Origin of the sequence: Paenibacillus sp. FSL K6-1566, assembly GCF_038050475.1 — a bacterium.
GTDB lineage: Bacteria > Bacillota > Bacilli > Paenibacillales > Paenibacillaceae > Paenibacillus_AQ > Paenibacillus_AQ lactis.
In genome coordinates, this window is record NZ_JBBOSR010000001.1 from 4,064,637 (window position 1) to 4,086,350 (window position 21,714).

Annotated in this window: 20 protein-coding genes and 1 pseudogene; 5 read left to right on the forward strand and 16 right to left on the reverse strand. The window is 47.7% G+C overall.

The features are described 5' to 3' along the window. Positions 1 to 273 precede the first annotated feature (273 nt). The 4 genes from NST08_RS17785 to NST08_RS17800 form a co-directional block, all read right to left on the reverse strand. On the reverse strand, positions 274 to 1,074 hold the full coding sequence (locus tag NST08_RS17785) for an ExeA family protein (protein WP_251537695.1): 801 nt from the start codon (positions 1,072 to 1,074) through the stop codon (positions 274 to 276). Next, positions 1,067 to 2,416: a DDE-type integrase/transposase/recombinase gene (locus NST08_RS17790; protein ID WP_251537694.1), complete on the reverse strand. Its 1,350-nt coding sequence runs from the start codon at positions 2,414 to 2,416 to the stop codon at positions 1,067 to 1,069. Before NST08_RS17790 ends, NST08_RS17785 begins: the two co-directional genes overlap by 8 nt. A 41-nt stretch (positions 2,417 to 2,457) precedes the next feature. Further along, positions 2,458 to 3,009 (reverse strand): DUF6431 domain-containing protein, encoded by a 552-nt coding sequence (locus tag NST08_RS17795; RefSeq protein WP_341341391.1) that lies wholly within the window; start codon positions 3,007 to 3,009, stop codon positions 2,458 to 2,460. 349 nt (positions 3,010 to 3,358) lie between these two features. Beyond that, on the reverse strand, positions 3,359 to 3,697 hold the full coding sequence (locus NST08_RS17800; RefSeq protein ID WP_341342102.1) for a sigma factor-like helix-turn-helix DNA-binding protein: 339 nt from the start codon (positions 3,695 to 3,697) through the stop codon (positions 3,359 to 3,361). A gap of 465 nt (positions 3,698 to 4,162) precedes the next feature. On the opposite strand from NST08_RS17800, the gene NST08_RS17805 reads away from it, so the two are divergent. Then, positions 4,163 to 4,633, forward strand: coding sequence for a hypothetical protein (locus NST08_RS17805; RefSeq protein WP_341342103.1), 471 nt, complete (start codon positions 4,163 to 4,165; stop codon positions 4,631 to 4,633). Positions 4,634 to 4,714: 81 nt separating this feature from the next. Here the strand turns inward: NST08_RS17805 and NST08_RS17810 are convergent, their stop codons facing one another. From NST08_RS17810 to NST08_RS17820, 4 genes and pseudogenes are all read right to left on the reverse strand, one after another. Further along, the gene (locus tag NST08_RS17810; RefSeq protein ID WP_341033092.1) at positions 4,715 to 5,215 is read right to left on the reverse strand and encodes a phosphodiester glycosidase family protein; all 501 of its coding nucleotides are present in this window, start codon (positions 5,213 to 5,215) and stop codon (positions 4,715 to 4,717) included. Between the two features lie 372 nt (positions 5,216 to 5,587). After that, positions 5,588 to 6,199, reverse strand: coding sequence for a DUF3885 domain-containing protein (locus NST08_RS17815; RefSeq protein WP_341342104.1), 612 nt, complete (start codon positions 6,197 to 6,199; stop codon positions 5,588 to 5,590). A 276-nt stretch (positions 6,200 to 6,475) separates the two neighbouring features. Next, a pseudogene (locus NST08_RS29930) lies at positions 6,476 to 6,805 on the reverse strand (RHS repeat-associated core domain-containing protein); the annotation flags it as partial. 188 nt (positions 6,806 to 6,993) lie between these two features. After that, on the reverse strand, positions 6,994 to 7,704 hold the full coding sequence (locus NST08_RS17820) for an RHS repeat domain-containing protein (protein WP_341342105.1): 711 nt from the start codon (positions 7,702 to 7,704) through the stop codon (positions 6,994 to 6,996). A gap of 181 nt (positions 7,705 to 7,885) precedes the next feature. On the opposite strand from NST08_RS17820, the gene NST08_RS17825 reads away from it, so the two are divergent. Continuing rightward, positions 7,886 to 9,001, forward strand: a complete 1,116-nt coding sequence (locus NST08_RS17825) for a hypothetical protein (RefSeq protein ID WP_341342106.1) — start codon at positions 7,886 to 7,888, stop codon at positions 8,999 to 9,001. Here NST08_RS17825 and NST08_RS17830 read toward each other — a convergent pair. The 3 genes from NST08_RS17830 to NST08_RS17835 all read right to left on the reverse strand — a co-directional run bounded on the left by NST08_RS17830 (position 8,956) and on the right by NST08_RS17835 (position 10,799). Continuing rightward, the gene (locus tag NST08_RS17830) at positions 8,956 to 9,915 is read right to left on the reverse strand and encodes a DUF6531 domain-containing protein (RefSeq protein ID WP_341033086.1); all 960 of its coding nucleotides are present in this window, start codon (positions 9,913 to 9,915) and stop codon (positions 8,956 to 8,958) included. The genes NST08_RS17825 and NST08_RS17830 overlap by 46 nt on opposite strands. Further along, positions 9,828 to 10,238 (reverse strand): DNRLRE domain-containing protein, encoded by a 411-nt coding sequence (locus NST08_RS29935; protein ID WP_445933635.1) that lies wholly within the window; start codon positions 10,236 to 10,238, stop codon positions 9,828 to 9,830. The genes NST08_RS17830 and NST08_RS29935 overlap by 88 nt, the downstream gene beginning before the upstream one ends. Positions 10,239 to 10,619: 381 nt before the next feature. Further along, a complete protein-coding gene (locus NST08_RS17835) occupies positions 10,620 to 10,799 on the reverse strand; it encodes a small acid-soluble spore protein H (RefSeq protein ID WP_007128519.1) in 180 nt (59 codons plus the stop codon). A gap of 172 nt (positions 10,800 to 10,971) precedes the next feature. Here NST08_RS17835 and NST08_RS17840 point away from each other — a divergent pair, with 172 nt between their 5' ends. Both NST08_RS17840 and NST08_RS17845 read left to right on the forward strand, forming a co-directional pair. After that, the gene (locus NST08_RS17840) at positions 10,972 to 12,849 is read left to right on the forward strand and encodes a DUF2334 domain-containing protein (RefSeq protein WP_341342107.1); all 1,878 of its coding nucleotides are present in this window, start codon (positions 10,972 to 10,974) and stop codon (positions 12,847 to 12,849) included. A gap of 100 nt (positions 12,850 to 12,949) precedes the next feature. After that, entirely contained in the window at positions 12,950 to 13,609 is a 660-nt protein-coding gene (locus NST08_RS17845; protein WP_341033083.1) for a pentapeptide repeat-containing protein, read from the forward strand. A 173-nt stretch (positions 13,610 to 13,782) separates the two neighbouring features. Here the strand turns inward: NST08_RS17845 and NST08_RS17850 are convergent, their stop codons facing one another. The 4 genes from NST08_RS17850 to NST08_RS17865 form a co-directional block, all read right to left on the reverse strand. Beyond that, a complete protein-coding gene (locus NST08_RS17850; RefSeq protein ID WP_341033082.1) occupies positions 13,783 to 14,889 on the reverse strand; it encodes a Gfo/Idh/MocA family protein in 1,107 nt (368 codons plus the stop codon). Positions 14,890 to 14,912: 23 nt separating this feature from the next. Next, positions 14,913 to 15,644, reverse strand: a complete 732-nt coding sequence (locus NST08_RS17855) for a ThuA domain-containing protein (protein ID WP_007128523.1) — start codon at positions 15,642 to 15,644, stop codon at positions 14,913 to 14,915. Positions 15,645 to 15,839: 195 nt separating this feature from the next. Continuing rightward, positions 15,840 to 17,000 carry a Gfo/Idh/MocA family protein gene (locus NST08_RS17860; protein ID WP_007128524.1) on the reverse strand — a complete coding sequence of 387 codons (1,161 nt, stop codon included), beginning with the start codon at positions 16,998 to 17,000 and terminating at the stop codon, positions 15,840 to 15,842. A gap of 24 nt (positions 17,001 to 17,024) precedes the next feature. Continuing rightward, positions 17,025 to 18,071 (reverse strand): LacI family DNA-binding transcriptional regulator, encoded by a 1,047-nt coding sequence (locus tag NST08_RS17865; RefSeq protein ID WP_341342108.1) that lies wholly within the window; start codon positions 18,069 to 18,071, stop codon positions 17,025 to 17,027. Positions 18,072 to 18,386: 315 nt separating this feature from the next. Between NST08_RS17865 and NST08_RS17870 the strand changes: the two genes are divergently transcribed. Continuing rightward, positions 18,387 to 19,640, forward strand: coding sequence for an MFS transporter (locus NST08_RS17870; RefSeq protein ID WP_028407261.1), 1,254 nt, complete (start codon positions 18,387 to 18,389; stop codon positions 19,638 to 19,640). 138 nt (positions 19,641 to 19,778) lie between these two features. On the opposite strand, the gene NST08_RS17875 is transcribed toward NST08_RS17870, so the two are convergent. Next, positions 19,779 to 21,542 (reverse strand): glycoside hydrolase family 35 protein, encoded by a 1,764-nt coding sequence (locus NST08_RS17875; RefSeq protein WP_341342109.1) that lies wholly within the window; start codon positions 21,540 to 21,542, stop codon positions 19,779 to 19,781. Between the last annotated feature and the right edge of the window lie 172 nt (positions 21,543 to 21,714).

Sequence of the window (21,714 nt, forward strand, 5' to 3'; positions counted from 1 at the left end):
AATTTTTTACAAGTTCAAAGTACCTAAAGATATATCTGTTTAAATTTATAGAAAAATAGTTTTGTATTTGATATAAAAACAAAGAAAAAGAGATGAAGATGACCAAAGTAACGATGTATGAAAATGTATTTAGTCAGATTACAGAGAATACATATCCGTTACCAAAAGATGATCAAATGTTATTGCTAACGCATAATGTCCGGAGATTGATGGTGTAAGTTATCCTGCTATTGACGGTTAATCTGACCGCATCCGGATATACGAGAGGGAGAATTATGATAATTCTCCCTGAATGACGCGCTTAACCATATGATCGTCGATAATGCGGTGTTTGTTCTGTGCGCCGTAGAGCATGCAATGAGTACATACTTTGTTAATTAGCCTAGCTGCTCCGCCAGAGTAACGATAGATGTCGTCAATAGCTCCGTCAGTGAAGATGTCTCGTTCCGCACCGGCATAAGTCATGTGTCTCTCGATGTAGGCTCCTGTTTGGGCCCGGTCATAATGCGGAAGTTTGCATTGAAGATCGATGCGTTGACGAATCGCAGCGTAGGCTTGTAGGTTAATGCGATCCCACAATTCACTTTGCCCGACGAGGATGAGGGCCATTGGGCTTTGAGCATCCATCTTGAAATTTAGTAGAAAGCGAACTTCCTCCAGCATCTCTCGGTCCAAAAGATGACTTTCATCCACGACCACGACGGGCTGCAGTCCATGAATTCCCCGCATGAGCTCGATCTCTCGATGCAGCTGACGTTTCGCATCCCCGCGATAAAACTTCGATTCACAACCGAGTTGTTCCAGCAGCCCCTTGTAGAAGTGCCGCGGTGTCAGTTTTGAATCCGACAGATAGAGCACCTTGAACTTCGCAGGATCCAGTTCTTCGGCAAACCGCCGAATCGTTGTTGTCTTTCCGGTTCCGCAGTCACCGGTCACGACCGCAAACCATTGCCGTTCTGCCGCATATTCTAGCCGCCCCAGCGTCTCCTCCAAAATTTCCGACTCATATAACTCACTAGGCAGAATGTCCCTGGAGAACGGTGAACGGCTAAGCTCATAGAATGCCTCAAACATTGCCATTCACCTTGCCTTTCTTACGGAAGCTGATGGCCGGCACTTGCTCAGCGCGGCGCCCGCGACTTTGTACTTCAGCAACGCTTAACAGCCGCGATGAATCTGCCGGCAGCGGCTGAAGTTGATCCGGCAGTGGAGGACGTTTCCCGACACGTTCCCCGATTACGAGTTCCTTTACCTTCCATGGTTCGTGACCTTCGTACTCGATCACGAGCTCGGTGATGTCCGCCGGGTCATACACGACATCCACGGTACATCCGATGAACGGAAGCCCCACTTCATATTTACGCTCCAAGAAGCTGATGCACCCGGTTTTGTCGACTTTGCGGGTTTCGCAATGAAGGAATGCATTGGCGAGTATCTCTAGTTCCACAAACCGAAGCGCCTTCTTGTCACTTCGAAAGGCGGTTTCAGGGCTTCGTTTGTCAAGTGCTGAATGCGGCTTGTTCTGGTAGCATTCCGAAAGCCAAACTTCGAACAATTCATTCAGGCGGTCAAGCGTCTTTGGTTTTTCAAGTGCTGCTTCGCTAAGGAAAGAATCTACCACCCGGTTGAAGCGTTCAACTTTCCCGGTTGATTCGGGCGAGTATGGCCTAGCAAACAGAAGGCGAATGCCGAGCTTGGAGCACGTTCGCGTCATCCACTTAGTTCGATACTGCTTCCCGTTGTCGAAGTACACGGCTTCCGGAACACCGTACTTCTGAATGGCCTTTCGGAAGCTGTCTTCAATGATCGTCTTGTCCATGACCGGGTAAAACTCACCGTGCAGGACAAACCTCGTCGCGTCGTCGATAAAGGTAACGAGAAACACTTGTTTCATCGCTCCGTCCGGTCCAATGGGCAGATACGGACCGTACTTTATGTCCGAGTGCCATAGACGATTGCGGTGTGGCTGTTGGAATCGTCGAGCCGCTACACCTGAGTTTGCATACATTCGCATATGCCTTGTGCTATAACCACGTTCAGTGAGCTTCTCTTGAAGCGTGCTCCGTTTGATTTGACCTGGCTTAACGCGGCCTTCCCATTCCAAGATCTGAATGATCTGGGCAACACTGCGACTTGGCACTTCCCGCCGCAGCAAGATCGCTTGCTCCAAGACCTCCGGTGGAATGGCGGGGGCTGTGGGTTGTTTTCCTTTGCTCTTCGGCTTTAATCCGCCAAAGCCATCTTGCCGGTAGGCTGCTAAATACCGCCGCAGCGTTCTCTCCGATATTCCGATTTGCTCGCAAATTCTTTGCTTGATTTCCCTCGCCTTTGCCGGGTCGAGCCCTTCCGTAAGCAACGGGGCAAGGAGCTGCACACGATCCGCAGCGATCTGTTCCGCTTTCTTCTGATCTTTCATCCGTTTACACCTCTTTTGGTAGATTCGTTTACGAGTCTATCTCAGAGGGCTTCGGACAAGAATGCAGAACGGGTATGTACCCACAATTTTGAATTCACAACAGGTCGGACAACTCTTGCTAGCCATCCATCGGCATCTCCGACATAACGTCCGAATCTATGGTGTGCAGTTTGTGAAGGTGCGGACGGTTCCTTCACAACATCTAGATGAAAGCGAATGGCGATGGACTCTAGGCACCCTAACCAGTAGGTAGCCATTGAGCAAAGCCAAGTCCGCCAACGGTACAGTGTGGAGTTGTCTGCGGCAACATCTACTTCCGTGGGTTCAGACGCAATGACATTCTCCACACATTCTGATTCGTAACGCTTGTAAGGCACAATGCAGTCCGGTAACTCATGATGAATCTTCCGGCAAGCCGTACAACGTAGTCTTCGGATGACCAAGACGCTCTTTTCTCCCGTAGCATGTACAAGCTTCCGTTTTCGGCTCCCGATCACCGTCAAACTCGCAATGCAACAAGGACTAGGAACAATTTCTGCACACCTAACAAAAAACGCCGGGGATCTTCTCAACCAGCTCGTAATTTGATACAATGATCATACGTTTTGTGAGGGGATGTCTCCAGTGAGCTTGCGCGAACAGGCTCACGCTATATGGAGGCATCCTTTTCCTTTTCTGTGATACGGACATTATATTCGTCAATCCCCGGACAGGCAACACCGTCAGCTTTCGGGCATTATGCTTCAGCGTAAACAATCAAACGCTGATGCTACAAGTGATTTTCGGATTGAATGTATTCCAACAACTCCGTAATAATATGCGACAACGCATCCTCTCTTGGTATACGGATCGTCCTGCTGATATTCTCGATATCCCCCTGAAATAACTCAATGATTCGTAGCATTGCCTCTGAGTCTTTTTGTTTAGCTGCTTGTAATAGAATCAAAAATTCATGGTCTGTGATAATTGTTGAATCATTTTTTTCTTCCATTTACTCACCGCCTGCTGACTTATATGTAACTGCGCCGCCACCTCGGCTTCTGTTAATTCATCGATGTAAAGTTTATGAATAATGCTTCTCCCTTTTTCGGGTAGTGTTAAAAGAAGATCCTGCACAAAAATTCGGTTATCGATTGTATCGGAAGTATGATGTTGTACAGAGACGTTATCGAACAAAGAAAATTCATGTTGACGTATTCTTCTGTTTCGATATTGCAATCGCCATCCTATCCGATATACCTCCTTGCGGAAACGCTCAATCATTATTGATTGGCTGTCCATAAATCCCCCTCCCTCTTGTTCTGCTTCTATTAATATAGGAGTTTTTTGGACATATTTTACAACCGGAATAAGAACATCTGTTCCGAAGTGGATATGCAAGCTACAGATATCATTTCGCTGGTCACAAATGTCGGTTTTCCGGTTACACTTTGCTTTATTTTGATACGTTATGTTTTGCAGACTATTGGTGAGAAGTTAGATTGCTTAGATCAATCGTTGTCACGGCTTGCACAAGCAATTCAATCTGTATAGGAGAAGAACGGAGAATAGAAGTTATTTTATTGGATGAGCTCCTTCAAGTGCTCAAATCCGGGAAAGCTCCTTCGCTCAAAAAGCAGCCACGATTCGTGGCTGCTTTTTGATGGTATGTAACCCTTTAGATGCCTAAAAACGTCATATTAATAAGGGGAGGATGTGGAAACTACAAAGTAGGCAAGGTATACTTTTTATGATTGGAGGTTCATCATGAAAAAATCTTTATTATATTTAATAGCAGTCGCCCTAATCGTTGTTGGTTGTAGTTCCAATAAAAATACAAATCCATCCATAAAAGACGATGCTCAAAATGACGTGACAAATACAACGACTTATCTGAATGAAGAAGACTATATGGGTGAGGAGCAGGAAATTGTTCAAGTGTTAAATCGCTACTTAACCATTTTTGCTGAAAATAATGTAACAGCATATGGCGAGTTATATGTAGACCCTAAGTCTATGGAGAATCATGATGATCTAGGCAAAGAGGTTATCGAAATAACTAACCTTGATTTCAATCCGGATGTTAGTGATCTGGACGTGGGAGCAAATGATAAAGTTGTTGAAGTAAGTAAAAAGCAAAAAGTCCCGCGTGGCGACTCTAATATTGTTGAAGACAAACAAATGTTCTGCTTCACCGAGACGAATGAAGGATGGAAAATCAATTGGATCAGCGACTGAAGCATTAAGCTGCAACCAAAAAAAGCAAGCTTTAAGGCGTATGCCCTAAAGCTTGCTTTTCAATTTTAATGATCACTTGGATTAAAATCCTTTACCTGTGAGCCAAGTTGTTGGGTTTACGGTGACCATGGAATATACGGATCGGTTAGGGTCTGGTTTAGGTTCCCACTGTCCCACGGTACTGGAATCTACACGGTATCTGATTTGTGAAGAACCACCACCATCGAGCGCAACCCCTGTTGTAGCTCCGTATGAGCGTAAAAATTCACGTACATCCCACAGAGTTGCATCTTTCATCGTTAGAAGGATAATGGTCGAGCGACCGTTTAGTGCAGCAAACGCGATTGCCGTTCGTCCAGTCTGACTACTCGAACCGATGTTGGCGGCGAACTCTGGAGAAGCATTAATGGCATTATAATACTGAGTACTCGAGTAGTTTTGAGTAAGATGTAGGCTAATACCACCAATAGCCCATTTTACACTTTTCGCATTACTGGTACCAACGCCAGGATAATCGGTGAAACTTTTGACAACTCTATTATCCAGTGCCAGTCCACCTTCACGAGGATTAAAGTGATACATTACGCCCCGTCTTGTAGGCTGTGATACGCCAATCTACCAGAGCATCGGCCGTTTGAGTTCCCCCGCTTTTTACAGCCACACCATTGTTGACAGCTACACCAAGAAGATTCCCAGTAGTAGAGTTAAAGAATGTTCCGTTAATACCAAACTTACCAGAATCAAGGACGCTACCGTTGATCTTCTCTACAGCAACACTGATAGGGGTAAGTTCAGAATAGCGACTTCTTTTATACTCTTGATTCTAGAAGAACTGCCGCCTATGTTTCGTTTTTTATCTATCTATCGGTTTAGTTGATATTAGTTTCTAACGCGCTACAAGTAGCAACCCATTTAAAATACGTTAATGTGGCTTTCGCCATCATGAAAATTCATTTACGATAGCTTCTCATCAATTTCGATTCTATCATATTGCAAAATCCAGTTATTAAAATCCTTGTAAACCCCTTGTAACCCTTGCTTTGTTGTGTAGATAACATCACAACCTCTATCATCATAAATTTGTAATATTACTTCACGATTGATATTAACAAAAAATATATCATGTTTTATGATGGGTTTGATCCCCATATCCCTATTGCATATCGCTTTGATTAGATTGAGGTATTTTACATCAGAAACCTTACATTTTAAGCAAAAAGTTTTATATTTCAGATCATATTCACTATCATAATCATCAGTGAAAGACAACTTTTTTAGTAATTCTTTCGTTTTAACGTACTTTTTAAAAAAATTTACTTTTTGTATTTTTATGCTATCTTCATTGAGTACATATGCACATAAATAAATCTCATCATTCAACGGGAATAAATGCTTGAAAACGCTCACTGCTCGTAAATAAACTTGATTCATATAAAGGTCATGATCAATATCATTCATTGTTGGGTCACCTAATTCAAAACGAATTCCGTACGACCAAGAGTTAAATATACCTGTACGGAGGCTTAGTCCAGGAAACCTTTCATTTAAATAGTTCTGAATAGACATATGTTCCTCCTCGTAGTTAATTCTTTTTTATATCCAGGCATGGTAAGTTTTGTTTATACCAACCATGCCTTTCTTATATAAGTTATTTGCTTATTATTTTCCCATTCCCATCTAGAGATCTTTGTCGTTTATCCTTCGCATCTTTCAATTTCCATTTTTTACCTGCGTGTCCGGCCGTATCTTTTTCAATGGACCAACCCGTTTTCTTGTTTGTATACTTTTTCTTTCCTTTTGCAGGCTCAGTAAACTGGCCTAGATCTACATGATCTTTATCTTTTAATAGTTTTTTGGGATACCATCACTTAAAGATGCTCTGGGTTTAGTGGCCCACTGGAATCCCTTATATATCCCATATCCAAGTAGAATTCCACCAGCTACTATATCTCCAATTGGTAAAGGTCCGTCTGCGGCCGCAGCAACACCAGCTGTCCCAAATACACCACTTACAGAAGATCCACTTGGATCAGTATACATTACAGGATTGTTATTTGAATAAGTAAATTGATTTAAACTTAAAGGAACATAATTAATTCCAAAATATTTATCTTTTATAATAAATCTTCCGAGGCTGGCATTATAATATCTGGAAGTTAAATAAAATAATCCTGTAGACTCATCCTATCTATACCCAGCATAACGATAAGGATTCTTATCAGCTAAGACTCCATCTTTCGCCAAAATGTTACCCCATGCATCATATTCATATGATGCAACAACCAAACCGTTATGATCTGTCATGCTAACGACATCGCCATGGCCATTCAGATGGTAATAATATGTCTGGCCATCTACCGTCATTGCAACCGGATTACCTGCATTGTCCCAAGTATATTCAACTGTGAAATTATTGTTACCGTCGGTTTCGTATAATACGTGATCTGATCGCCGTCGTAAAAATAGTTGGTTATCCCGTCTGCAGTCTGGGTCTGAATCCGTCTTCCTTGCTCATCGTAGCTTGCTTTAAATAGGAATTGCTCCTCCGCTTGCTTGACTTCAATTAGTTGATCAAATACATCATAGATGTACTTGTGTTGCCCGTCATTAACCAGATTGCCATTGAAGTCATAACTGTATGTCTGTCCATCGACAGATTCTAAATGATTCCCTTCGTTATACGAGTAGTTGGTTGTATTCGTTTGAGTCCCTTTTGTAACGGACTTTTGTATTCGATTTCCTACTTTATCATAATCGTAAGTGACTTCAGTGCCATCAGTCAGCACTTCCTTAGTCAGTTGGTCTCGTTCATCGTAGGTGTAAGAAACGGCCCCTTTACCTGTTTGGATCCTAGAGATATTACCATTGCCATCATACGTAAAGCTTTGCTGGCTAATTAGTTGATCACTAGCCGTATAGTTTCCGAATGACTGTAATCGATTCCCGGTGTCATACAAAGCTCTCGTAAAGAGGCCATTTCCGCGAATAGTTTTTGTTAAGGCACCGACTGCGTTATATTCATAAGACACAAGGGTTTGATTGTTTTTCTTAACGCTAACAACTTGATCCAACTCATTATAGACATACTGGAGATTAGAGCTTAATGATGTTCCAGCAGTGAAAGTTAATGTCTCGAGCAGATTATTTGGAACTTATGTTTCACCTGCAGGGAAATATCTAACTTTAACCAAAGTAAAAAACTCTTACGGAGCCACTATTGGTTATGATTTGACTGATTAACATGGTTATAAATTGCATTTTAAAACAGTTTCAAATGATGAACATGTCAGCATAATTAAAGCTAGAGTTAGTTATGAAATGGATCTCCATGAGAATAAAATCACATATCAGTACGATTCGAATGGAAACCTGACGAGCATTACAGATCCATCAGGACGTATAATCACTTTTAATTATGATGCTAGTGGTTTAGTGGATTATTCTGTCTTGGAAGGTCGTAAAACAGATTATACCTATCAGAATGGGAAACTGATTGCAGTAGATCAATATAGCAGTGATGGCACTTACAGTCGCACACAGTTTCAATATAGCAGCAATTATATAAAAACTGTTATTGATCCAAATAGTCGTACAACAACGTACACGTACAATGCAGAGCTGCTGGAAAAAATACAAGAACCAGTTACGGATGGATCGGGACAAGATTTAGAAACAAGACCCGGTACAACATACAGCTATAATCTAACTGCTCATACAGCATCCGTTACAGATCCAAACGGAAATACGACGAATTACATGCTCGACTCTAATTATGCGGCGAAAGCCATTACGGATGCTCAAGGATATAATTCGCAATACACTTTTGACAGCAATTATAATCTCACCGAGATAATTGATCCGAAAACAAAGAGTGTAAGACGAACATTTGACGCAAACGGAAATATGCTCTCTGAAACTGATGAAGAAGGAAACGTTTCAAGTTATACGTATAATCAGTTTAATCATGTTTTAACGGCTAAGGATCCAAAAAATAACGTAACAACATATTCTTATACAGCATACGGCGATGTTGAAACCATAACTGATGCCAAACAACAAGTTACATCTTACGCCTATGATAACTACGGAAATCTGATGAAAGTGACCTATCCTGACAATTCAGTTGTATTGTATAGCTATGATGAAAAAGGTAACTATGTTCAGATGATAACAGACGCTGCAAACAATACGACCACAACAATTACGGATAGCGTTGGTAATGTCATAAGTAGAACGGACAGTAATGGAAGTACGACGTCATATCAATATGATAAGCTGAATCATTTGGAACAAGTTTCAGAAGCAGATGGAATTATAACAAGTTATAAATATGATCTTGCAGGGAATTTAGTCGAATCATATTCATAATTTTTTATGTTTCCACGGTCTGTTTCACTTTCAACTTGATCGTCATCCGTATAAGTAAATTGATGATCATTATTAATGGAAATCAGGTTGCCATTTGGATCATAAATATATGTCCATTGAACCCCGTCTGCAATAATCGATTTTACCTGGTTTAGTTTGTTATAGGAAGTTGAAATAGTGTTACCATTAGGTGTTTTTGTCTGGATCAGATTTCCATTATTATCGTACGTATACTTTGATATTTTTCCAAGAGCGTTGGTTTCTTTAATTAATTGATTTAGACCATTATAAACATAGCTATCGACCGCATTATTTGCATTTTTTGAAACAGAATTATATTGAAACTCATGTGTAGTACCATCACTATCTGTAAACAATACCTTACCAGTCTTATAGGCATCGATTATTGTCTCAGACCCGGTGTATGACCAACCATAACCAAATGGTGATGCCTCTACAGATTTTGAGTTATATGTTCGGATGAAATCAAGAGATACATTCCCTCTGCCGGTAAGTGAGTAATCTGTAAATTGAATCACATTATTACCGGTACCAAGATTTGTATAGCTATTCCCATTAGCTAAAGAGTGGCTATCAAATGTCCAATAATCTTCTAATCCAAGTCTACTAGCCGAGTAATAGGTTACACTGAGCAACGGCGTGTAAGTTGCGTTTGTTGTATCGTCACCAGAAATAAACTTTTTATAGCTGTTTGTTGTTTCTGCTGAGCTCTTGATCAAAAAACCTTTATTTGAACTAGGATCTTTAGCCCAGCTTTCAATTAAATTTGGAGATAAAGACCATTTGTAGTTTGCAAATAGTGAAGTCATTGGTCCAACAGGTGTTGTGGACATCTGCGAAGTAATGTAGTCTCCTCCCTGTTTTGTCCAAAGATTTGTAGCATCAACATCCAAGAGGCCGAGTATTCTGTCCATGGTTTGGTTATAGCGTGTAAAGTCACATTTATATCTGTATCATTCGATACTGATGCTAGCCAGAGATTTAAGTCAGCAGTCAACACATTTGCCCCTTGCGGGATAGAAGAGGTGTCAAACTGGATAAGTGACCGAATAATATTCGAACTTATTGCATCTTTGTAAAGACCAACCCCCAGTGTGGTATCAGTAGCGCCAGTCTGTTTTGGAAAAGCACTGCGGATATTGGTATCGGCCGTTACTTCTCTCAATTCTCTTTTGCCGGCCCCCCCAAAAGTTCTTAGATCTGACGGAATCCCCAATTTATTTTACGAAGTGATGCTTTCATGTACGCGATGTATAGTCAGTCACAAACTACTTAAGTTACAAGAATCTATTGGAAATACGGTTTTCTGAGTTATGGGTACATTTTGAGTTATAGCAACTATAAAAGTTACGAGTTTTTAAATCGAATCACAGATATCGTGTAAATCATAGCTGTCTGCGTATATCAACTGCTATCTGCGTTACAGTCAGCATTCGACGATAACAAAAAGATGTCGGCGCACGGTTTTCATCCCGGGCACCGCCATCTTGTAGTTGCTAGTTTTTTTTAACTAGGCTGCTCCTCCGTCAAGTACACTGTCCTGATGATTTACAGTCTTAAACGGAAGCGCAACGCTTCGGGTTGTAAAGCTTTACAGCTATTGTTCGATCAACAGATCCAGTGGAACCTCCTGCTCGTTCTCCGGCTGGTCAAGTGGGAACACACGGGCGGTCTCACGATCCTCGTCCACATGCTGGATATAGATCGGGGTTCCGTTGAGGAGCACATTCGCCATAACCGGCGAAGCGGCAATTTCCTGGGCACGGTGTATATTCATGCTTGCACCTCCATATCAAGATTGGCACTGCTTAGTATTCTTTAATCTTCCCTGATTATTCCGTTCATTTTCTACAGCGTTCTCATTTACGCTGGACAGTCGTAGCGCCCGCCCATGCGCCGCATACATATACTTAAGGTGAACTCACTTTAATGTCGAAGGAGTTTTATTCATGTCAAAAGCATTAATCCGGCTTGAAGACATCAGCCCCGGCGGATGGTACGAAACGGAAGAACAGCAAGCCAAGCTGCTCGCGATTGCAAGCGAGCTTCACACCCAATCCATACCGTTCCATCTTGCCGTCATACCTCGGTATAAAGACCCTGCTCGTGGAATCGACAGGTCGTTGACCGATCCTGACGACCCCGTATCCGTCCGTTTCCTCCGTCTCCTTCATAAAATGGTTCATTTTGGCGCATCATTCGGAGTACATGGATATACCCACCAATATGCGAATGCCACCACCGGGGACGGGTTCGAATTCGCCTATGACGGCTGCTTGCACGACTGCCCTCCGGACGATGCCCCGTTGGCCGCCAGCTCACGCCGTGAACTGACCCGATCCTATGCTTACCGGCGTTTGAAGCTCGCTCGGAGCTTAATGGAGCAGGCCGGGCTTACTGCCGTCTGGTTCGAAACGCCGCATTATACAGCTTCTCGGGCGCAGCGGCGAATTCTTGAAAGCTGCTGTGGACTGATGTACGAAACTCCACCTCATGCACCAAGCCTAAATGCCGCAGCCCTTTTCAGCCCATCTGGACATAGCTTGAGTAACGGAACCTATTACGTGCCCACGCCGCTGTACTATGTAGCGGGTGACAACATTGAGGGGGATGTCCGGCGCATTCAGCAAGCGGTGCAAGAGAAGCTTCCGCCGACAGAGCTGGCGTCATTCTTTTACCATCCTTATTTAGAGTTTCCTTATATAAAGCTTCAAGCCGATGGCACCGCTCAATATGATCCGTCCTCTCCGTTAAAAAGAATCATTAGCGCCATCAAGCGCTCGGGCCGTACATTTGTCTCTGTAACCTCCTTCATGCCCTTTATCCCGGACTTCAGGGAGAGCAGTCTTCCTTGGAGTAACGGCGACCGGGTCCATGCGATTGCAGGCCGTCCCGGCTCACAAGCCCGCCAAGAAGCGGCATTGCTTATCCGCAAGCTTGATTCCGACACTTGGTACCGTGCTTCGCTAAACGCCAACAGCTTGATTAAAATCGATAATGGCCTCTGCAGCATGCGGCCCATTCTGGCTGGCTGGCCCGATCGTATCGGCGGCAAGGAAGTTGTGGGGGATTACAACGGTGACGGAATCGACGATATCGCGGTATGGTATCCTCAGCTCGGGCAGTGTCATATAGCACTCGGTACAGCCGAAGGCAGCATGCATCCATCAGGGGTCTGGCTTCATGCGCCGGATTTTGCGGATTGGGATGCATACACCGGCGACTTTAACGGGGATGGACGGGATGACTTGCTGTTATGGAACAGGGCTTCAGGCCAAGTCGCTCTTGCCTTCGGTGACCTGCACGGTTTTAAACAACCTTTGCTTCTACCTGAGCGGATCGTATATGATCCTGAACCACGTCTAGTTCTAGGCATCGGCGACGTAAACGGCGATGGGCAGGACGATCTCGTCCTGTGGAATCCGTCCAAGGAGATCTGCGAGGTTTGGGTTAACCAAGGCGGTCACTTCAACTATGAGGGAGTTTGGTATAGAACGGATGCATCCCAGCTCGGCAGCATCACGTCGTTTCGCCTTACGGATGTGGATGGGGACGGGTGTGATGACCTGTTGCTCATGGATCGGGTCCAGGGGTATTGGTACATTGTGTACAGCAGCGGAACAACATTCGGACCGGAAGCTCGACGGTTTGGGCCATGGCTTCCGGGGAAGGAAATCATCCCGCTGGCTCTGGATCTTGCCGGCTCCGGCCGGGCGAGTTTGCTGGCCTGGTCTCCGGATTCAAAAGGCGGAATCCTTGATGCAGCGATCAACACCCTGGACCGGACAAGAAATGAAGGACATGGTATACTGCATTTGCCAAAATAATTTTAACTTCATCGGATTCCATGAATCGAGACTTTCATAGAAGTCGTCATGGATTTTGCATGAACCTTTGGCCCCTAATACCTAATGTGGAGGAAGTACCATGTCCTATGCAGAAGCACCACCCTTAAAGATCATCAAGCCCAAGCTCCCGAAACAGCTTGAGCCAATCCGTCTATCCGAAGCAGGGATTGATGACGAATCGTCATTCCAGCAGTTCTCCTGCAAAGACGAGACGCTCTCCGATATTACGGCACATAAAGTGCTATTCGATCAAATGACGTTTGATAACGTGGCCTTCGAACGGGTTTCGCTTCGGCACGCCGAACTCACCGATATCGTATTTCGGCAATGCGATCTATCCAACGTCGATTTCAGCGAAGCCATCCTGCATCGCGTAGAGTTCCATCATTGTAAGCTGGTAGGCATCGATCTGGCGGCAGCCACTATTCGAAACGTCCGGTTCGAGCAGTGCGCAGGCGATTATGCCACCTTTCGGTTTGCCAATATGAAGGGCGTATCCTTTCAGTCGACGACGCTGATCCAATCGGATTTTTATCATTCGGAGCTTTCGAAGGTGGAATTTGCCGAATGCCAGATCGATAAGGCGCAGTTCTCCGGCACGAAGCTTGCCGGTATCGATCTAAGCCGGACGGATTTTCATAATTTAGGCGTTACGCTGGAGGACCTTCAGGGCTGCATTATATCCCCCGTACAGGCTATTTTGTTTACCAGAATCTTCGGCCTTGTCGTCAAGGAATAGGAGCGTAGAGTCCTGCTTAAGCGTGAACAACATGCTTAACCTGGAAACACTTGAGTTCCTTTAGCGCGAAAAAGGGCCCTCGCGAAGTGTCATAAGACCTTCGTCAGAGCCCCTTGTTTATTCACTATTCATCATGATTCAAAATACTAAATGTACGCTTATAAAATTCGCTTCTATTGATCCAGCGTGTATAACGGCAGATCGAGCGGAAGCGGCGCCGGCATCTCGCAAGTGCTCTTCATCTCGTACTGCTTGCCCGAATCGGAGGAATCATGGAATGCCCACATGGCTTCCAGCACGTGATAAGCCAATTCACCGCTTGCGCGGTGGGATCGTCCGCTTCGGATAGCGTACGCCATGTCCGCAGGTCCGATGCCTCTCGTGTTCTGATCGTAACCCGGCAGAAGCGGCTCCTCGGTCCATTCGCTTTCTCCGGTCAAGCGGTATTTCACGGAACCGCCGAACGTATTCGGGTCCGGTACAAGCATTGTTCCTTGGGTGCCGTAAATTTCGATATTCGGAAGCGTGCTGCCGCCGAACACGTCAAAGCTGGTAATGAGCGTCCCGATGGCGCCGTTATCGAACCGGAGCAGTCCGGCCACATGCGTCGGAATGTCCACCTGAATCTTCTGCCCATACTTCTTCTCGCTCGTAATGGTCCGCTCGGTCAACGCTTTGCCAGTCATGCCGCTGACGCTGCGAATCGGGCCGAGGAGCTGAACAAGCGCCGTCAAATAGTATGGTCCCATATCAAACATCGGTCCTCCGCCTGCGGCATAATAAAATTCAGGGTCCGGATGCCAAAATTCGTGTCCCCGGCTCATCATAAATGCCGTAGCCGCGATCGGCGTGCCGATCTTGCCGTCCCTGACGAGCTTTAATGCCGTCTGGATCCCCGCTCCGAGGAAGGTCTCCGGGGCACAGCCGACCAGCAGCCCCTTCTCTCTCGCAGTCTCCAGCACGACCAGCCCTTCCTCCCGGGTGACGGCCAAGGGCTTTTCCACGTATACATGCTTCCCGGCTTGCAGCGCATCGAGCGTTATCTTGGCATGCAGCGCCGGAATGGTGAGATTGATGACAATTTCGATTTCGGGGTCGGCCAACAGCTCTTCCGTCGTGTATACGTGGGGGATGCCGTAATGGGCAGCCTGCTCCTCTGCGCGGGAACGGTCAATATCCGAGCATGCCTTCAGCTCCAGAATATCGAATTTTTGACAGTTTTCCATATAGATGCCGCTGATTTTTCCGCAGCCAATGATCCCTGCTTTAACCTTGTTCATGACTTCGTCTCCTTTTGTGCAGCCTACTGGCTGTCTCCCATCCCGGTATACCCTTGCTCGCCGTTGAACAGCTTGAGATCGCCGCCGCCGTACAAGGTCTTGCCTTCAGCCGCCCATAGCAGGCCCCTGCGCATCAATTCCTTGACCTGCGGCATATCCACGATATCCGCATGATGTCCCAAGGAGTTGTAGTACACGCGACCGTATCCCCATCGCTTGGTCCAGACAACCGGCATGTCAACAGCCTTGTTCAGCACATGCGGTCCGGATACGACCGGAAAACGGGTCGTCGCCAGCACTTCAACCGCCGGATCGACATGCAGATAGTATTGTTCGGATACCACCGTGAAGTCCTGAATGCCTTCAACCAGCGGGCTGGAGCTTTGCTTGATTTCTACCAGATATTCAACGCCGTCGTTGCCGGGGTGCGCGACCCACTGGCCGCCGGTCATAAACTGCCAATCGACATTGTTACGGAACGAGTCGCACATTCCGCCGTGGCATCCGGCGATGCCGGTTCCTCCTTGCACCGCTTCGGATACATTCGCAACCTGCTCCTTGGATATGTCGCCCATCGTCCATACCGGGACGATCAGATCCAATTCTTTCAGCTTCTCTCCGTCGTTGAACGCATCCAAGGTATCTGAAACCTCAACGTCAAACTTCGCCTCGCGCAGCAGTCCGGCGAAGATGCCTGCCACCTGCTCCGGCTCATGGCCATCCCATCCGCCCCATACGATTAATGCCTTTTTCATACTCCGCACTTCCTTTATATGATCTGTATAATAAAAGCTCGATAACGTCCGGTTCAAAGTCTTCGTTCGGCTAACGCTCTCACGCTCTCGCGCATCCGCTTCCACCGGCTGCCGTCACAATGATACCTCTAACATCGCAATCTCAATTACACCACACGCTTTCGCGAGTCACCGAATTCTTCTGTATGGTCTTGCTTACATCTCCGACAGTGACACCCACCGGCGTTCTTCAATGGACTTATCCACGGCTTCCAGAACAGCTTGGCACTTCACGCCGTCCTCAAAGCTAGGGACAGGCTGTCTGCCTTCCGCAATCGCTTGGGACAGCTCCAGGACTTCATGGATGAAGGTATGCTCGAAACCGATCGTATGCCCCGGCGGCCACCAAGCCTCCATATAATCATGGACAGGGTCCGTTGCAAGCACCCGCCGGAAGCCCTGTACATCCTCCTCGTCGGATGTGAAATAAACCTCCAGCTCGTTCATCCGTTCAAAATCGAATTTGACGCTGCCCAGGCTTCCGTTGATTTCGAAGGCGTTCGTACTGCGATGGCCTGCAGCAAAACGCGTGGCCTCGAAGCTGCCAAGGGCGCCGTTCTCAAACCGGGTCAGGAACAACGTAGCGTCGTCCACCGTCACCTTGCCTTTAGGCCCATCCCCGCTGCCTTTGGCGCTCAGCCCCGTCATCTCGCTGGCAATCGGACGCTCCTTGATGAAGGTCTCGCTCATCCCAATAACCTCCTGCATGTCGCCGACCAGATAATGAGCCAGGTCGATCAGATGGGCGCCGAGATCGCCATGGGAGCCTGAGCCGGCCACTTCCTTCTGCAGCCGCCATACGAGCGGGAACTGCGGATCCATGATCCAGTCCTGCAGAAACCATGCGCGGAAATGATAGATTTGTCCGAGTCTGCCGCTGTCAACCAGCTTCTTCGCAAGCCGGACCGCCGGCGAGAACCGGTAGTTGAACCCGACCATGTGCCGGACGCCTGCGTCCTCGGCTGCCTGAAGCATTTCTCTTGCGTCGGCGAGCGTTAACGCCAGGGGCTTTTCGCAGAAAATATGCTTGCCGGCCTTCGCAGCCGCAATCGCAATTTCTTTATGGGCATCGCTAGGAGCATTGATATCAATCAGATCGATGTCCTCCCGCTGGATCAGCTCGCGCCAATCGGTAATGCTTTCATTCCATCCAAGCTGATCCGCCGCCTCCTGAACCGCCGAAGCATTGCGGCCGCAGATCGCCTTCATTTCCGGCTTCAGGGCATTCGGGAAAAACATCGGAAGGCTCCGGTACGCGTTGCTGTGCGCCTTGCCCATAAATTTGTAGCCAATCATTCCGACTCGCAGTTGATTCATTGTTCATTCCTCCTTTGTTATTCATTACTTTCGTTTCAACGATGAAGCACGGATAACCAGACGGGTAGGCAGTTTCCGGTGAAGCGGGATACGGCTCACAGCGGAAGACGGCGTTTGCTCCAGCATGCCGAGAACATGCTCAGCGGCCAAGCAGCCCAGTTCATAGAAGGGAACCCTTACACTCGTTAACGGCGGGGCTCCGAGCTCGGCGGCATCCGAATCATCATAGCCGACGAAGGCTGGCATCTCCTCCTCCGGGACACCCATCGAGCGCAGGCCCTGCTGAAGCCCGATCGCCATCCGGTCATTCGCCGCAAATACGGCGTCGATGCCCTTCAAACGGGCAGCAACCTTCTCCGCTGCTGCAAATCCGCTTTTCCGGCTGAAGTTACCTTCGAACAGCAGCGATTCATCAAGCTCGATTCCCGCCTCTTCCAATGCCCGGCAGTACCCGGACATACGATCCCGGCTGTTGGAATATTCCGGAGGGCCGTTGAGAAAGGCGATCCTCCGAAAGCCCTGCTCAATAAGATGTTTCACGGCTTCGTAGCTGCCCTCCACATGATCGGCGTCCATCACGTGAAAGCACTCCCCTTCAAAGTGCTGATTAATCAAGCAATAGGGGTGTCTTCCTTCGCTCAGCTGCCGGATAGCCGCTCGTTCGCCCTCCTCGTCCTTGGCTCCAAGGATGATGCAGGCGTCGACCTTCTGAGTCCGGAACAAATTCAAATAGTCCATGGTGCCGCCCGGTTCGCGAAACAGCATCAATAAATCATATTTGCCCTCCAGCGCTTTACTGCCAATGCCGCTTAAAATTTCCGAGAAATAATACGCGGAGAAGATCCGTGCTTTCGGCAGATACGGCATGACAACGCCGAGGTTGCCGCTCCGGCGGCGCGCAAAGCTTTGGGCCAGCGCGTTCGGGGTATATCCGAGCCGTTCTGCGGCTTCCATCACCCGCTGCCGGGTCTCCTCCCGGATCGGACCAACCCCGTTTAATACCCGGGATACGGTGGCTTCCGATACACCGGCAAGCTGTGCGACTTCCTTACGACTAGCGATAATCACCATGCCTCCTGCAATTTTATGTACGCGCGTACATTTTCTCATGGAGTCCAGCCGATGTCAACAGATACATGGCCTATTGTTCCTGATTTCTTCTTGTTTCAGTTGTATATCCGGCATTGACGTTATAAACTTTATGAGTTCTTTCTTTTTAAGCTCGGCCGGATGCTTGTCCAAATGTTGTATAATGGACGGGCTGGACGCAGAACCCCAACTCAATATGAAAGAGAAAGCTGCACGATTATTACTTGGGAAGATGTCGGGGTGACGCCAATCATGCTATTTAGCTAACATATGAACATAAAGGATAGGGGATTACGAATGAACACTCAACTGCAAACAACCGTAAGCAACCCGCAGAAAAAAAGCTACATTCTCCATTTGGCAACGATCTTCCTCGGCTTTATCATTTTTGGAATTTCGGAAAATATTAAAGGACCGGCCATTCCCCGGATTCAACTGGATTTTCGGCTGGATGAAATGCAGATCGGCACCTTGCTGTCGCTCAATGCGCTCGGTTATTTGATCGCCTGCTCATTTACGGCCATCCTGACCCGCAAGATCGGCATCAAATGGGTGAGCATGCTTGCCTTTGGTTCGATGGCGGTCTCAGGCATTTTCATCTTCCTATCCCACAGCTACCCGATGTTCACCGCTTCGTACTTCCTGATGTACATCGGGAACGGGATGCTGGAGATTGGCCTCGCCATTCTGGCTGCAAGAATATTCGTCCGCAATACGGGAACGATGATGAACCTGTCCCATTTTTTCTATGGCATCAGCTCTACCGTGGCTCCGATGCTCGCCTCGGGATTGATGACCGTCACCGTTCTCGGCTACACCATTGATTGGCGAGGCATGTATTTGGCGATGCTGATGCTCTCCGTACTGCCGATGATCCCTGCGCTGATGAGCAAATTTCCGGGCGACGATCATCCTGAATCCGAGCGGACGCCTCTGAAGCAATTAATCAAGGATCGGGCGCTGTGGCTGATCGTCATCATCCTGTCCTTCGGCGTCGTATCGGAAATGGCAGTCGGCGGCTGGCTCGTTAATTTTCTTGAAAAATCGTACAACTGGGATCCGGCTGCGGCAGCCGGCATGCTATCCGCATTTTTCCTGTGCTTCTCCGCGGCGCGCCTGCTGCTAGGGCCGATTACGGACCGGATCGGATTCACCTTGTCGATTATCATCCTCTCGGGATTCACGGGCATCTGCACCTTTATCGCCATTTTCGGCGGGGAATCCTATGCCTTTCTATTCGCAGCGGCAGGAATCGGCATCGCTCCGATTTATCCGACGGTTATGGCCCTGATTGCCAAGCGATACCCGAAGGAGAGCGATACGGCGATTACCTTCACGGTCACGATGATGGGCATCGGCAGCGTAATCGGCAACTACGCCATCGGAGCCATCACGAGCGGCTTCAAACAATTGTACGGCAGCGGAACCGAACTGGGGCTGCTGCGGGGTCTTCAGGCCGGTTACGGTTTTATCGGCTTATGCGCCCTGATATGCTCGCTGTTCGGCATTGTGCTGTACCGATACTTGAAGAACCGTAAGCAGCTGGTTTAAACAGGCTTTCACCGCCGAGTTATCGCCCATGCCGGGCGCACACAAGAAAAGAGGACGTCCACCAGGGGACATCCTCTTTTTTTCGATTGACCGTTTCATGGCATTACGCGTAAGCTCCTGCTGCCATTTCCGCTCGTATTAGCCCAAATCCGGCTTGTCGACCAGTTCGATGCTTGCCTTATCCGTGTGATGCAGCTCGAATACGATGACTTCATTGCTTCCCTTCTTCAGAAGCGGACCGGGCAGATAAAGCGTCGCTTGAGGTCCCTGCTCCCAGTATCGCCCAAGATTGAACCCATTGATCCAGACGACGCCTTTCACCCAGCCGTCCAGTCGAACGAACGTGTCCAACCGATCTTCCACATGGAATTCTCCCTTATAAAATGCCGGACGGTCCTTCCGCCCTGCATTAGGCGCCGGCAACGGCCCGAACGGCACTGCCTCCAGATGATCCATCGGCAAGCAGGAAATGCTCCAATCGTACAGAAACTGGTTATTCATCCGCACGCCTTCGGTAATCCCTTTGTAATCCTTCAAGCGGGGACCATAATTGACGCGCCCCATGTTCTCCACAACGATGTCCAGCTTGGCGCCTGCTGCTGGAATGTCCAAAGAAATAGGCGCATTATTCCAGCGTTCCACGGTCCCCTGGTATACGCCATCGAGAAACACCTGGGCTCGGTCATGCACTTCTTGCAGATGCAGGGATTCGCCTTGCCGCGGACCGGAAATTTTTGTGGAGTATACGATAAAACCGTAGTTTTGACCAAGCAGCTCCATCGGCACCGGTGTTCGGTGCTTCTCGCTGGAGGCCAATACCGGCAAATTCTCAAGCAGATCGGCATAGGAAGTCATGCTGACCGTCCCGTATGCCTTCTTCCGCACCGGATCAGGCAGCGCCGGCAAGTCCCCGAGCTCCACACCTTGGTGCTTTGCAATCACCTGCCGGACCGCCTCATACTTCGGTGTAACATCGCCGCACTCCGATAGAGGCGCATCATAATCATAGCTTGTAATGGTCGGCTCGTATTTGTCATGATAATTCGCGCCATTGTAAAATCCGAAATTCGTCCCGCCATGGAACATGTAAAAATTAACGGATGCGCCAAGGGCCAGCATTTCGGCAAACACCGACGCTGCGTCCTCCGAATCCCGCGTATGGTGCGGCTTCATCCAATGATCAAACCAGCCGTTCCAATACTCCATGCACATCAGCGGATCTTCGGACCGGTACTCCCGCAGCTTGGCGAACGCTTCGGAGGGCCTGGATCCGAAATTGACGGTGGCCGTTACACCCGGAACGGTTCCTCCCTGCAGCATGCCGTCAGTTGGACCGTCCGAAGTGAACAGCAGCACATCCACGCCCCTTGCGATCAATGCCTCCTGAAGATACTTCAAGTATGCCGTATCATTGCCATAGCTGCCGTATTCATTCTCGATTTGGACGGCAATGATCGGTCCGCCGTTCGTGGACAAGAGCGGCACCAGACGCGGGATTAACTCGTCATAATAGGCATCGACCTTCTTCAGGAACTTCGGATCCAGGCAGCGAAGCTGCATATGCGGATCCTGCAGCAGCCATGCCGGCAGCCCGCCGAATTCCCACTCTGCGCAGATGTAGGGGCTCGGTCTGACGATAACGTGCAGCCCCAGCTTCCCCGCAAGCGTGATGAAGGCTTCGATATCCGCCATGCCGGAGAAATTGAACCTTCCTTCATCCGGCTCATGCCAATTCCATGGTACATAAGTCTCGACCGTATTCAAGCCGCATGCTTTCAGCTTCAGCAGCCGATCCTCCCAATATTCAGGCACAACACGGAAGTAATGAATCGCGCCCGATAAGATTTGAATCGCTTCCTCTCCAAGAACAAACTGCTGGTTAACCGCTTTCAATTGTGTCATGGAAACATCCCCTCCGTTTTCCGATACTTGATTCTACATACGTATCATCTATGAAAAGAACGGCTCACTCAATCTCCAAATGGAGCATCTTCTATACCATTTGTGCCATTTTCTCGCAAGGATCCGCCTATCCATATGATATGATAGATTACACGATACGCTGATTCATTCG

Coding starts and splice junctions, on each gene's coding strand:
- NST08_RS17785 (WP_251537695.1), bottom strand. CDS start 1,074: ATGTTTGAGGCATTCTATGAGCTTAGCCGTTCACCGTTCTCCAGGGAC.
- NST08_RS17790 (WP_251537694.1), bottom strand. CDS start 2,416: ATGAAAGATCAGAAGAAAGCGGAACAGATCGCTGCGGATCGTGTGCAG.
- NST08_RS17800 (WP_341342102.1), bottom strand. CDS start 3,697: ATGGACAGCCAATCAATAATGATTGAGCGTTTCCGCAAGGAGGTATAT.
- NST08_RS17805 (WP_341342103.1), top strand. CDS start 4,163: ATGAAAAAATCTTTATTATATTTAATAGCAGTCGCCCTAATCGTTGTT.
- NST08_RS17810 (WP_341033092.1), bottom strand. CDS start 5,215: ATGTATCACTTTAATCCTCGTGAAGGTGGACTGGCACTGGATAATAGA.
- NST08_RS17815 (WP_341342104.1), bottom strand. CDS start 6,199: ATGTCTATTCAGAACTATTTAAATGAAAGGTTTCCTGGACTAAGCCTC.
- NST08_RS17835 (WP_007128519.1), bottom strand. CDS start 10,799: ATGAATATACACCGTGCCCAGGAAATTGCCGCTTCGCCGGTTATGGCG.
- NST08_RS17840 (WP_341342107.1), top strand. CDS start 10,972: ATGTCAAAAGCATTAATCCGGCTTGAAGACATCAGCCCCGGCGGATGG.
- NST08_RS17845 (WP_341033083.1), top strand. CDS start 12,950: ATGTCCTATGCAGAAGCACCACCCTTAAAGATCATCAAGCCCAAGCTC.
- NST08_RS17850 (WP_341033082.1), bottom strand. CDS start 14,889: ATGAACAAGGTTAAAGCAGGGATCATTGGCTGCGGAAAAATCAGCGGC.
- NST08_RS17855 (WP_007128523.1), bottom strand. CDS start 15,644: ATGAAAAAGGCATTAATCGTATGGGGCGGATGGGATGGCCATGAGCCG.
- NST08_RS17860 (WP_007128524.1), bottom strand. CDS start 17,000: ATGAATCAACTGCGAGTCGGAATGATTGGCTACAAATTTATGGGCAAG.
- NST08_RS17865 (WP_341342108.1), bottom strand. CDS start 18,071: ATGGTGATTATCGCTAGTCGTAAGGAAGTCGCACAGCTTGCCGGTGTA.
- NST08_RS17870 (WP_028407261.1), top strand. CDS start 18,387: ATGAACACTCAACTGCAAACAACCGTAAGCAACCCGCAGAAAAAAAGC.
- NST08_RS17875 (WP_341342109.1), bottom strand. CDS start 21,542: ATGACACAATTGAAAGCGGTTAACCAGCAGTTTGTTCTTGGAGAGGAA.